A 12311-nucleotide genomic window follows, 5' to 3' on the forward strand; every position below is an offset into this window, starting at 1 on the left:
TAACTGTTGGTTATGCTGTATTCGGCTAGCATCACCACGCGGTATGATCGGGTCATGGCTGGAGCTCCGGAGAACGACCTGCTGACCACGATCCGCGCGAGCGTCATCGGTGACGACCAGGTGATGCACGGCCCCTACGGCCCGCGCCGCGTCACGTACGCGGACTACACCGCCTCGGGCCGTGGCCTGACCTTCATCGAGGACTTCATCCGCAACGAGGTCCTCCCCCGCTACGCCAACACCCACACCGAGAGCTCGGGCACCGGGCTGCAGACGACGCGCCTGCGCGAGGACGCCCGGCGCACCATCCGCGACTCCGTGGGTGGTGACGACGAGACGGTCGTCGTCTTCGCCGGCTCGGGCTGCACCGGAGCCATCGACAAGCTCGTCGGCATCCTCGGCCTGCGCATCCCGTCGAACTTCGAGGACCGTTGGCACGCCAGCGATCTCGTACCCTCCGACCAGCGGCCCGTCATCTTCATCGGGCCCTACGAGCACCACTCCAACGAGGTGATGTGGCGCGAGTGCGTCGCCGATGTCGTCGTCATCCCGCAGGACCTCGACGGGCACGTCGACATCGAGGCGCTCCGCGAGCGCCTCGTCGAGCACGCCGACCGCCCGCTTCTCATCGGCTCCTTCTCGGCCGCGAGCAACGTCACCGGCATCGTCACCGACACCGACGCGATCTCCTCGCTCCTCCATGAGCACGGCGCGCTCGCCTTCTGGGACTACGCCGCCGCCGCGCCCTACGTCGACATCGAGATGTACGGCCGAGGCGGCCGGGGCGTCGCCGACCCGACGGCATACAAGGACGCCGTCTTCCTCAGCCCGCACAAGTTCATCGGCGGCCCGAGCACGCCGGGCGTCCTCGTCGTGCGCCGCGAGCTCATGACCAACCGGGTGCCCGACGTGCCGGGCGGCGGCACCGTCACCTACGTCAACCCCGATGCCCACGACTACCTCACCGACCCCGCGCACCGGGAGGAGGGCGGCACGCCCGCCATCATCGAGGCCATCCGCGCCGGGCTCGTCTTCAGGCTCAAGGAGGCCGTCGGCGTGGAGACCATCCGGGCCCGCGAGGACCGCTTCCTCCAGCGCGCGGTCACGGCCTGGCGCGACGAGGCGGCCATCGAGATCCTCGGCAACCTCGACGCCGAGCGCCTGTCGATCGTGTCGTTCGTCGTCCACGCCCAGGGCGAGCGCTACCTCCACCACAACTTCGTCGTCGCCGTGCTCAACGACCTCTTCGGCATCCAGGCCCGCGGCGGCTGCTCGTGTGCCGGGCCCTACGGCCACTACCTCCTGGGCATCGACCTCGAGCGCTCGCACGAGTTCGAGCGCGAGATCGGGCGCGGCTGCGAGGGCATCAAGCCGGGCTGGGTGCGAGTCAACTTCAACTACTTCATCTCCGACGTCGTCGCCGACTACGTCATCGAGGCCGTCCGACTCGTGGCCCGCGACGGCTGGCGGCTGCTCGGCGACTACGACTTCGAGCCGGCGACGGGGATCTGGCGCCACCGGGACGGCCCGGTCGAGCCCCCGCTACGGCTGCACCAGGTGAGCTTCGAGCAGGGGCGCCTGACCTACCCCGCGCAGCTCGAGCGGGCCGGGGAGGACGCACTCGCCGGACACCTCGCCGACGCGCGAGCGATCCTCGCCGCGGCCGACCCGCAGCGGTGCGACGAGGCACACGTCAACGTCGACTTCGACCACCTCAGGTGGTTCGAGCTGCCCGTCCGCAGCCTCTCTCGCTGAGCGGGCGGGCACCCGAGGTCAGGGGACGAGCACGAGCTTGCCGCCGGCGTGGCCGCTGTCGCTCAGCGCCTGCGCCTGCGCCGCCTCCGTGAGCGGCAGCACGCGCGAGATCGTCGTCGTGAGCGCGCCCGACGCCCTGAGTGCCACGAGCTCGGCGAGGTCCTCCGCCGACCGCTGCGACGTGCCGCTGAAGGTGATGCCGGTCGTGAAGGCGGCCGGGTCGGCGATCGTCACGAGCCGGTCCGGGCCACCGAGCAGCTCGACGGAGTCGTCGAGGACGCCGGCACCACTCGCGTCGAGCACGGCGTCCACCCCGTCCGGCGCCAGTTCCCGCACGCGGTCGAGCCAACCATCGCCGTAGGTCGTCGGTGTGGCGCCGAGCGCGGCGACACGCTCCTGGTTGGCCGCCGAGGCCGTGCCGATGACGGTGGCACCGGCCGCGACGGCGAGCTGGGTCGCGACCTCGCCGACCACCCCACTGGCCCCGTGCACGAGCAACGTCTCGCCGGGCTGCACGCCGAGCAGGCGCAGCACGCGTCTGGACGTCTCGCCGGCGACGGGCAGCGACACGGCGACGGTGGCGTCGAGCGCGTCGGGCACGACGGCATACGTGCTCAGCACGGCGAGCTCGGCGTACGCACCGCCCTCCGCGAAGCCGACGACCCGGTCACCCACCGCGACGTCGGTGACCCCCTCCCCCAGCGCGTCGACGACACCGGCGGCCTCGAGGCCGGGCACGAGCGGGAACGCCGTGTCCGGCGAGGCCATGCGGCCGCTCCGGGCCTTGCCGTCGGCCGGGTTGACCCCGACCGCCTCGACCCGGACCCTGACCTGGCCGCGGGCCGGTTGCGGGTCGGGCCGCTGCGCCTCGTGCAGCTCCTCGGGTCCGCCGAAGCGGTCGATGACGATGGCCTTCATGGTGCCTCCTGCTGCCCGGCCGCCCGGCGGGCGACGTCATCCGCACAACGACGCGGACCGCTCGCGTATGCCGTCGCGTCCGGTCCCTGGGCACCGCGGCCTCCGAGCGACCACCCAGCCCCACCACGGCGCCATCGCGGCGTGGCCGTCGAGTCCGTGGACGGCGATGTTGGAGTGCGTCAGAGACGGGGGTCGACCGGCTCCGACTCGAGGGCGAGCACCGCGAAGACGGGCTCGTGGACGCGCCACAGCGGCTCGCCCCGGGCCAGCCGCTCCAGGGACTCGAGCCCGAGCGCGTACTCGCGCAGGGCGAGGGACCGCTTGTGCCCGAGGTTGCGCTCGCGGAGCCGCTCGAGGTGCTGGGGCAGCGTGTAGTCGGGTCCGTAGATGATCCGCAGGTACTCCCGCCCGCGCACCTTGAGGCCCAGCTGCACGAGACCCGAGCGGGTGCGCAGGAGGCCGGCCGCCGGCTTGACCACCATGCCCTCGCCACCCGAGGCGGTGAGGTCTTCCCACCACCGCACGCCGGCCGCGACCGACGCCGGGTCGCCGGTGTCGACGACGAGCCGGCGCGTCGTGCGGAACGTCTGCGGGTCGGCCTCGACGAGGCGGTCGATGCGGTCGAGGTGCCATCGGTGCCCGCGGTCGTGCCAGGTGCTGCCCTCGCCCGCGAGCAGCTGGAAGGGCGCGAGCTGCACACCGTCGAGACCGTCGACGTCCCAGCAGTACCGGCGGTATGCGGCCGTGAACGCCTCGGCGTTGGCCCGCCGTGCCATGGTGCGACCGAGCAGGTCGGCGACGTCGAGACCGCGTCCGGCGGCGCGCTCGAGCACGTCGACGGCGGCGGGCAACGCGGCGCGGGCAGCCGCGCCGACGGAGGCGTACTGCTCCCGCAGCAGCGCGTCGGCCTTGAGCGACCAGGGCAGCAGCTCTGCGTCGAGCAGCAGCCAGTCGGTCCCGAGCTCGTCCCAGAGGCCGGCCTCCCCCACGGCCGTCCGCACCCGCGTGAGCAGGGACTCGGTGAGGTGGCCGTCGAGGAAGGACCGACCCGTGCGGGTGTGCACGACCCCGGTCTCGCCGGCCGGGGCCCCGAAGCGTCGCGCGGCCGTGGCGGCGTCGCGACACACGAGCACGACGGCACGCGAGCCCATGTGCTTCTCCTCGCACACGACCTCTCCGACACCGGCTTCGGCGTAGGCGCCGAAGGCCTCGTCAGGGTGCTCGAGCAGGTCGGTGCGTCGCGATGTCGCGACCGGCGCCATGGTCGGCGGCAGGTAGCCGAGCCAGCGCGGGTGCACGGCGAAGCGGCTCATCACCTCGAGTGCGCCGGCGGCGTTCTCGCCGCGGATCGAGATCCGCCCGTGGTGGGCCGTCTCGACGACGCGGCGGCCGAGGACGTCCGTGAGGTCGAGGTCGTCGTCGCCACGCGCCTGCCCGGCGCGGATGTCGCCTGCGGCCACGGTGCTCCCGCCGGCGACCGGGAACGGCTTGGACGGCGCGTACCAGACCTGCTCCGCGGCGATCTGCACGACCTCCTTCTCCGGGTAACGCAGCGCCGTGAGGTGACCTCCGAAGACGCACCCGGTGTCGAGGCACATCGTGTTGTTGACCCACTCGGGGTCGGGCGTCGGCGTGTGGCCGTAGAGGACCATGGCCCGGCCGCGGTAGTCGCGCGCCCACGGGTAGCGGACGGGCAGCCCGAACTCGTCGGTCTCCCCCGTCGTGTCGCCGTAGAGGGCGAAGGACCGGACCCGCCCCGAGGCCCGCCCGTGGTAGGCCTCCTTCAGCCCGGCGTGGGCGACGACGAGCCGCCCGTCGTCGAGCACGAGGTGCGACACGAGGCCGTAGCACCAGTCGCGCACGGCCGCGCGGAACTCGGCAGGCTCCTGCCCGAGCTGGGCGAGCGTCGTCTCGAGCCCGTGGCTCACCTGGACCCGGGCTCCGTCGAGAGCCCGGACGAGCTTGTGCTCGTGGTTGCCGGGGACCGCGAAGGCGTGCCCCGACGCCGTCATGCCCATGGCGAGGCGCAGCACCCCCGGGGTGTCGGGACCCCGGTCGACGAGGTCACCGACGAACACGGCGCGACGGCCCTCGGGGTGCTCGGCGTCGACGGCTCGCCCCTCGTCGTCGCGGACCAGCGCGTAGCCGAGCCGGTCCAGCAGCCGCTCCATCTCGAGCCGACAGCCGTGCACGTCGCCGATGACGTCGAACGGGCCGTGCTCGTCGCGACGGTCGTTGAGCAGTCGCTCACGGACCACGTCGACCGAGGCGATCTCGTCCACGCCGTTGAGGATGTGAACCTTGCGGAAGCCCTCTCTCCCCAGGCCTTTCAGTGACCGCCGAAGCTGGTCGTGGTGCCGCTTGACGACGTGGGCGCCGAAGTCGCGGTCGGGCCGCTCGCGGTTGCGCTCGACGGCGACCGACACCGGCACGTCGAGGACGACGGCGACCGGCAGCACGTCGTGCGCCCTGGCGAGCTCGACGAGCTGGCGCCGCGCGTCCTTCGAGACGTTGGTCGCGTCGACGACCGTGAGTCGTCCGGCGGCGAGTCGCTTGCCTGCGATGTAGGCGAGCACGTCGAAGGCGTCCTTCGAGGCCGCCTGGTCGTTCTCGTCGTCGGACACGAGCCCGCGGCAGAAGTCGCTCGAGATGACCTCGAAGCGACCGAAGTGCCGGGCCGCGAACGTCGACTTGCCCGATCCGGACGCACCGACGAGGGCGACGAGGGCGAGCTCCGGGATCGCGATCGTCGTCATGCCGCACCACCTTCCGTCGTCGAGTGGGCGGAACCGTCCTGTCGGAGGTCCACGCGTCGGAAGAGCGCGAGCTGGGTGGGTGCCCCCAGCTCCGGGTCGACGTCGCCCACGGGACGCAGCTCGACGGCATACCCGTGGGCCTCGGCGACCGCCGAGGCCCACCGCCCGAACTCGTCGCGGGTCCACTCGAACCGGTGGTCCGGGTGGCGCATCGCGCCGGCCGCGAGGCGCTCGTAGCGCACGTTGAACTCGGCGTTCGGCGTGGTCACGACGACCGACGCCGGGCGCGCGTGGCCGAAGACGCTGCGCTCGAGGGTCGGCAGCCGGTCGAGGTCGAGGTGCTCGACCACCTCCATGAGGACGACGGCGTCGAAGCCCTCGAGCGCGCGGTCGCGGTAGGTGGCCGACGACTGGCGCAGGGTCAGGCGCGCGCGGACGCTGTCTGGCATGCGCTCCAGCCCGAGACGCCGCTCGGCACGCTCGAGGGCACCCGCAGCGACGTCGACACCGACGACCTCCGTGAACGCGGGATCGGCCAGCAGCTCGCGCAGCAGAGCGCCCTCGCCGCAGCCGAGGTCGACGACGCGGTGCGCGGCCGTGTCGCGCAGGGCGGCGAGGACGGCGGCGGACCGGAGCCGGACGAGCGGGGTCGCCGGCTCGACATCGTCACCGCCTGCGGTCGGCTCGGCCGACAGCGACTCGGGCTGCGAGGACTCGGGGGCGACGTCGTCGAGCGCGTCGAGGCGCTCGGTGGCCTCGGCGACGAACACGCCCTGGTGCTTGAGGTAGCGACGGGTGACGAGGTCGCGCTCCGGGTGGCTGCCGAGCCACGCACCGGCGTTGCGGACGAGCTTGTCGACCTCGTCGGTGCTGACCCAGTAGTGCTTCGCGCCGTCGAGCACCGGCAGGAGCACGTAGAGGTGGCTCAGGGCGTCGGCGAGCGGCATGGTGCCCGTCAGCGTCACCTCGGCGTAGCGCGAGTCACCCCACCGTGGCACCTCGGGGTCGAGTGCGACGGCGTCGGCCCGGACGTGCCAGCCGAGCGGTGCAAAGAGTCGCTCGACGAGGTCGATGCCCCCCGAGCAGGGCAGCGCCGGCACGGTGACCGTGAGCGGGAGCGCGGCGCCCTCGAGGTCGGGCCGAGCCGGGCAGCGGCCCTTGAGCGCCGTGCCCCACACCTTGCCGAGCGCCACCGCGAGCATCGACGACGCGGCATACGGCCGGTCGTTGACGTACTGCGCGAGGGCGAAGCCGTCGCCGCCGAAGCGCTTGCCCCGGACGATGCCGATGGGGTCGACCTCGAGCAGCAACGCTGCCGTGCACCGTTGCTCGTCCGACTCGGGGTAGAAGACGTGGGCCGTGCCGACCGGCAGCTCGAAGGACTGCACCCGGTCTGGGTGCTTGTGCAGGAGGTAGCCGAGGTCGCTCGCGACCGTGGTCCCGGTCGCCGTCGTCGTGATGGTCAGCAGCACGCGCTCATTGTGCACGCCACGAAGGGGGAGGCGGGCGACCCGCGGGCCTCCGCCGGATGAGCCGTCCTCGTCGCGGGACCGCGGTGATCGGGCATGCTGGGCGCATGAACGGGCCCCTCCTTCTCGCCGGCGACCGCCTCGCCGAGCTGGCGCTGGCGCCGCTGACCTACCCCGAGGTGGGCGCGAGCCTACGCAAGGGGCCCCTCCCGGCCGGCTACGGGCACCTGCGACGGCGCGCCGTCGTCGGCCAGGGCACGGACGCCCTCGACCGTGCGACGGAGGCGCTGCTCGGGTGGGCGGTCCAGCGCCGCGCCGGCGTGCGCGTGGTCGCGTCGAGCCCGGTCGTGCTGCCCGCCGTCGTCGCCGACCTGCGCCTCGGCCCGGGGCCGCTGTCCCTCCGGGCACCCGTACGCGTCGTCGACGTCGTCGAGGGACCGCGGCGTCGCGGCTTCGCCTACGGCACGCTCCCGGGACACCCGGAGACGGGCGAGGAGTCATTCGTCGTGTCGCTCGGGGAAGACGGCGACGTCACCTTCACGGTGCGCGCCTTCTCACGCCCGAGCGGGGCCCTGACGCGTCTCAGCGGCCCGGTCGGGCGCCGGGCCCAGCGCCTCGTCGCCGACCGCTACCTGCGGTCCCTGGCGTCCCTCGTTCGGACGTCCTGAACCTCGAGGCTGCCTCGGGCGACGTGCTGGCCCGGCGGCGGCCGAGGGCGGCCGAGGGCGACGGCCCGGGGCGACGCTCAGTGCAAGAACGTCTTGGAGACGACCATGACGACGCCGAGCAGGGCCGCTGCGAGCGACTCCCGGACGGCCCTGCGCGGGCTCGAGCCCGCGGCGCGAGCCCCGAGGTAGCCGACCGCCCCGAGCTCGATGACGGTGAGCCACAGGGCGAGGTTGACCGCGAGCGCGGTATCGGCCCCGAGCAGGTCGGCGACGAGGACGACCACGATCGCGGGTACACCGCCCATGAGCACGCGCGACTCGTGGCGTACGGCGGCCACCATCCGCCGTGGCAACGGCGACCCGACGTGCGTGAACTGGTCGGAGAAGGCCCGCACGTAGACGTCGGCGAGCCAGTAGACGACGAGGACGAAGACCGCCGCGAGGACGACGCGCCCCGTCGACGGCGCGTGGTTCGCGGTCGCGCTCATGACGGCGCCGGTGATGATGGCCCCGTAGAGCAGCCCGGCCGGGTTGTCCCGGGCGATGAGCCGCGTGGCCCGCTCCCGGGCTGTCTCCTCCACCACGGCCGGCTCCCCTCAGCGTGCGCCACCCGACGCGGCGCCACGGGCCCAGCCTGCCGCGACGGCAGGTCGTTGCGCCAGTGGCTCGCCCGGGAACGACGAAGGGCCCCAGATCTCCCTGGGGCCCTTCGTGTCGCTGACGCGATCAGTAGCGGGGGCAGGATTTGAACCTGCGACCTCCGGGTTATGAGCCCGGCGAGCTACCGAGCTGCTCCACCCCGCGTCGGCAAGAGCAACGTTACGCGAAACCTCGCGCAGGACCAAATCGAGGCCACGTCGTGCACCGATCCGACGCGGTCGACCCCGGAACGACCTGTGGCAGCACGCGATTCGCGTGCTGCCACAGGTCGTGATCGGGATCGGCCGGTCAGGGTGTCGCCGTCGGCGCCGACCGCGGTGAGGCCTCGACCGCGCGCGTCAGCGCCTCCTTGAGCTTGGCCTGCGCCTGGCCGTAGGCGGCGAAGTCACCGCGCTTGAGAGCCGCCTCACCCTCGACGTAGGCCGCCTGGGCGTCCTTGAGCGCCTTCGACAGCGCCGCCGTGTCCGGGCTCCCGGGCGTCGCCGTCGACGAGGGCGTCGGCGTGGGCGTCGCCGTGCTGCCCGGCGTGGGCGTCGGAGTCGGGGTGGGGGTCGGAGTCGTGCCGGTGTCGCCCGCCTGCGCGCCCGACGAGCCACCGAAGAGGTCGTTGAGAGCCGCATCGAGAGACCCGGCCCAGGCGATCTTGTCACCGAAGGCGACCGCCACGGCCGAGAGGCGCGGGTAGGTGCCCGAGCCGCTCGACCGGGCCTGGACGTAGATCGGCTGGACGTAGAGCAGGCCGCCACCGACCGGAAGTGTCAGCTGGTTGCCGAAGATGACGCTGGCGCCCGTCGACGAGGTCGTCGAGATGAACTGCGCCAGGGTCAGCTGGCGACCCAGGGACGCGTCGTTGGAGGTGACCGTCGAGGTCCGCATGTCGTTGTAGACCTGACCCGGACCGTTGACCGAGCCACCCGTCGTCTCGAGAAGGCGCAGCTTCCCGTAGTTCGCCGACTTCTTGCCGGTCTGGGTCCCTGCGTCCCCGTCGACGGCGAGGAAGCCCGAGAGGACGTTGCGGTCACCGGTCGGCATGAACGTCGAGGTCAGCGAGAAGGCGGGGCTCGACTGGTCCGGCATCGCGAGCGAGAGGTAGTACGGAGGCTGGAGCAGGTTGTCGGCCGGCTGCGTCGGGTCGTCGGGCACGCGCCAGAAGTTCTGGCCGCCGTAGAACGACGCTGCGTCCTGGTCGTGGTACTTCTCCAGCAGCGTGCGCTGCACCTTGAAGAGGTCCTCGGGGTAGCGCAGGTGCGCCATGAGCGAGCCGCTGATGTCGCTGAGCGGCTTGACGGTGCCCGGGAAGATCGACATCCACGCCTTGAGCACGGGGTCCTGCTCGTCCCACTGGTAGAGCGTCACCGTGCCGTCGTAGGCGTCCACCGTCGCCTTGACGGAGTTGCGGACGTAGTTGACCTGGCCGGCCTGCACGGCACGCACCGAGTTGCGGGTGCTCGTCACGGCGTCCTCGGTCGCCGTGTCGAGCGTCGTCGTCTGGGAGTACGGGTAGTTCGCCGACGTCGTGTAGCCGTCGAGGATCCACTGGACCCGACCGTCGACGACCGCGGGGTAGGCGTTGCCGTCGAGCGTCAGCCACGGGGCCACCCGCTGGACGCGCTCACGCGGCGTGCGGTGGTCGAGGACGCGCGAGTCGTTGGTCACCGCGTCGGAGAGGAGGAAGTTGATCTCGCGGTACTTCACGGCATACGCGAGCCGCCTCACGGCGTCGAGCTGGACGCCACCCACGCCGGCGTAGGTGTAGTTGATCTGCCCGGTGCCCTGCGGGTCCGGGTAGTCGAACTCCTGCTTGTTGCCACCGACGACGGAGTACTCCGGCGAGTTCTCCCCGAAGTAGATGCGCGGCTCGTACTTCCCGAGGGCGCCTTCCGTGCCGATCTGCGACTCGATGAAGGTCGGTCGACCGTCCGGCTCACGGGTGTTGCCCTTGGCCGCGACGACGCCGTAGCCGTGGGTGTAGACCGTGTGGTCGTTGAGCCAGTTGCGCTGGCCGTCGGGCACGCCGCTGAGGTCGAGCTCGCGGGCCGCGATGACGGTGTCCTGCGACTTGCCCTCGATCTGGTAGCGGTCGACGTCGAGCACGTCGGCGAACTGGTAGTACCCCTTGCTCGCCTCGAGCTGCTTGAACGTCGGGCCGACGACGTTGGGGTCGATGAGGCGGATGCCCGGCACCGTCGCCGCGTCGCCGCGCAGCTGACCGGGGGCCGCGACCGTCTTCGTGTCGTAGGAGTCCACCTTGATGTCACTGAAGCCGTAGGCCGCTCGGGTGGCGTTGATGTTGCGCTGGATGTAGGGGACCTCTAGGGACTTCTCCGACGGGCGCACCTTGAGTGACTGCACGAGGGCCGGGTAGATGCCGCCGACCGCGACGACGATGACGGCGAGCACCGCGACGCCGACGAGCGGAAGGCGCCACGAGCGCGTCCAGATCGTCGTGAGGAACATGATCGCGCACATGACGGCGGCGAGAGCGAGGATGCCCTTGGTCGGGATGATGGCGTGCGACTCGGTGTACTGGATGCCGGTGATCTTCGTCGACTGCGCGGTCGCGAGGTTGTAGCGGTCGACCCAGAAGGCCACCGCGCGCACGAGCACGAGGGCCGCCGCGATGACCGACAGGTGCACGCGGGCCGCCTGCGTCGAGCGCATCTTGTTGCCGGCGACGATGCCGCCGTAGAGGTAGTGCGTGAAGGCGGCCGTGATGAAGCCGATGACGAGGATCATCGTCAGGAACGCGACGACGAAGTTGATCCACGGCAGGTCGAAGACGAAGAAGCCGATGTCGAGGCCGAACTCGGGGTCGGTGGCGCCGAACGGGCTGCCGTTGCGCCACAGCAGGAAGGTGTCCCACTGCGTGGCTGCCGACAGACCGGCGAAGAGGCCGACCGCGAGCGGTGCCGCGATCGTCGCGGTCCGGCGCATCGGCTCGACGAGCTGGCGGTAGTGCTCCATGGCCTGCGTGTCGGGCGACGGGGCGTAGATGGGGCGGTTGCGGAACGCGAAGTGGATGCTCGACCACACCATCGCTGCCGTGAGCAGGCCCCCGACGAGACCGAGCACGAGCTTGGTGACGATCTGGGTGCTGAAGACCCCCGCGAAGCCGACCGACTGGTACCACAGCACCTCGGTCCAGAACTGCGCCGCGATGGCGATGACCACCAGCAGCGCGGCCGCCACGACGAGGGACGTGACGAGCGGGCGTCGGGTGGGCGGCAGCGTGGCCGCGTCGGGGCGTCGGGGCGGGCCCGAGTCGTCGTCGTTGAAGTTGCCCGGCGGGGGGCCGAAGTTGCTGTCGCTCACGTGGAGTGCCTTGGGTGCTGGGGCGGGCAGGTGGTCGGGCGGACCCGTGGGCAGCCTCCTGAGGCCGCCTGCGGCAACCATAACCCGCGCTCGTGCGGCACCCGCGGCGCGATACCGCAACGTGACCGGCACGAGACCCCGGGCGTCGATGGCGTACGCGTCAGGCCCGTCCCAGGGGCGCCGCCCGGTCCGCGCCGGGTCCGCGCCGGTCACCCCACGGCATACGGCAGCATGGGGGCGTGAACGCGCAGCCCGTCATCGACCCACTCGCCATCGCCGCCCTCGACACCGAGCGGCACGTCGCAGCCTCCGGCTGGGACCAGCCCGCCCGGCTCTTCGCGCTCGTGCGCACGGCCGACCTGCTCGAGCGCGAGCCGCAGCTGCGCGACCAGATGGGACCCTCCGACCTCGCCGACGGCGCCCTGACCGCCATCGAGCAGGAGGGTCTGCCCACGACGAGCTCGCTCGAGACGCTGCTCGGACGACTCGCCTGGCCCGACGAGGTCGACGGCTGCGCCTTCGCCATCGAGCGCATGGTCGTGCCGCCCGAGGCCGAACGGGAGCTGCCATCCCGGGGCGACGAGGCCGTCGACCACCTCGCAGCCCACCCGGACCGCAAGGACGTGCGGCTCGTCGTGGCGGTCCTGCGTGACGGCACCTCGATCTGCCTGCTGCGCCAGCGCGACCACGACTCGGACGACGCCGTCGCGACCGGCAAGGACATCGCCCCGGGACTCGTCGAGGCCCTCAAGGCGACCTTCGAGGACTGAGCG

General features: G+C 72.1%; 8 protein-coding genes and 1 tRNA gene. 3 read left to right on the plus strand and 6 right to left on the minus strand.

The genetic code is table 11. The features are described from left to right. Positions 1 to 54 precede the first annotated feature (54 nt). Positions 55 to 1755 carry an aminotransferase class V-fold PLP-dependent enzyme gene (locus tag NR112_RS04220; protein WP_256792713.1) on the plus strand — a complete coding sequence of 567 codons (1701 nt, stop codon included), beginning with the start codon at positions 55 to 57 and terminating at the stop codon, positions 1753 to 1755. A gap of 18 nt (positions 1756 to 1773) precedes the next feature. Here the strand turns inward: NR112_RS04220 and NR112_RS04225 are convergent, their stop codons facing one another. From NR112_RS04225 to NR112_RS04235, 3 genes are all read right to left on the minus strand, one after another. Further along, entirely contained in the window at positions 1774 to 2673 is a 900-nt protein-coding gene (locus tag NR112_RS04225) for an NADP-dependent oxidoreductase (RefSeq protein ID WP_256792714.1), read from the minus strand. A gap of 179 nt (positions 2674 to 2852) precedes the next feature. After that, positions 2853 to 5429: a polynucleotide kinase-phosphatase gene (locus NR112_RS04230; RefSeq protein ID WP_256792715.1), complete on the minus strand. Its 2577-nt coding sequence runs from the start codon at positions 5427 to 5429 to the stop codon at positions 2853 to 2855. Beyond that, complete coding sequence (locus tag NR112_RS04235; protein WP_256792716.1) at positions 5426 to 6901, minus strand: 3' terminal RNA ribose 2'-O-methyltransferase Hen1; 1476 nt, start codon at positions 6899 to 6901, stop codon at positions 5426 to 5428. The genes NR112_RS04230 and NR112_RS04235 overlap by 4 nt, the downstream gene beginning before the upstream one ends. A gap of 104 nt (positions 6902 to 7005) precedes the next feature. On the opposite strand from NR112_RS04235, the gene NR112_RS04240 reads away from it, so the two are divergent. Further along, positions 7006 to 7566 (plus strand): DUF1990 family protein, encoded by a 561-nt coding sequence (locus NR112_RS04240; RefSeq protein ID WP_256792717.1) that lies wholly within the window; start codon positions 7006 to 7008, stop codon positions 7564 to 7566. Positions 7567 to 7643: 77 nt separating this feature from the next. Here the strand turns inward: NR112_RS04240 and NR112_RS04245 are convergent, their stop codons facing one another. The 3 genes from NR112_RS04245 to NR112_RS04255 form a co-directional block, all read right to left on the minus strand. Beyond that, positions 7644 to 8150, minus strand: coding sequence for a hypothetical protein (locus NR112_RS04245; RefSeq protein ID WP_256792718.1), 507 nt, complete (start codon positions 8148 to 8150; stop codon positions 7644 to 7646). Between the two features lie 146 nt (positions 8151 to 8296). Then, positions 8297 to 8370 (minus strand) — tRNA-Met (locus NR112_RS04250). 144 nt (positions 8371 to 8514) lie between these two features. Next, positions 8515 to 11538, minus strand: coding sequence for a UPF0182 family protein (locus NR112_RS04255; protein ID WP_256792719.1), 3024 nt, complete (start codon positions 11536 to 11538; stop codon positions 8515 to 8517). A 239-nt stretch (positions 11539 to 11777) separates the two neighbouring features. Between NR112_RS04255 and NR112_RS04260 the strand changes: the two genes are divergently transcribed. Further along, complete coding sequence (locus tag NR112_RS04260; RefSeq protein WP_256792720.1) at positions 11778 to 12308, plus strand: PPA1309 family protein; 531 nt, start codon at positions 11778 to 11780, stop codon at positions 12306 to 12308. Positions 12309 to 12311 lie beyond the last annotated feature (3 nt).

The sequence above is a fragment of the Terrabacter sp. Ter38 genome, assembly GCF_024519435.1.
GTDB lineage: Bacteria > Actinomycetota > Actinomycetes > Actinomycetales > Dermatophilaceae > Terrabacter.

What these genes read in the sequence shown, in the direction of transcription:
- NR112_RS04220 (WP_256792713.1), top strand. Translation starts at nt 55, where the DNA reads ATGGCTGGAGCTCCGGAGAACGACCTGCTGACCACGATCCGCGCGAGC.
- NR112_RS04225 (WP_256792714.1), bottom strand. Translation starts at nt 2,673, where the DNA reads ATGAAGGCCATCGTCATCGACCGCTTCGGCGGACCCGAGGAGCTGCAC.
- NR112_RS04230 (WP_256792715.1), bottom strand. Translation starts at nt 5,429, where the DNA reads ATGACGACGATCGCGATCCCGGAGCTCGCCCTCGTCGCCCTCGTCGGT.
- NR112_RS04240 (WP_256792717.1), top strand. Translation starts at nt 7,006, where the DNA reads ATGAACGGGCCCCTCCTTCTCGCCGGCGACCGCCTCGCCGAGCTGGCG.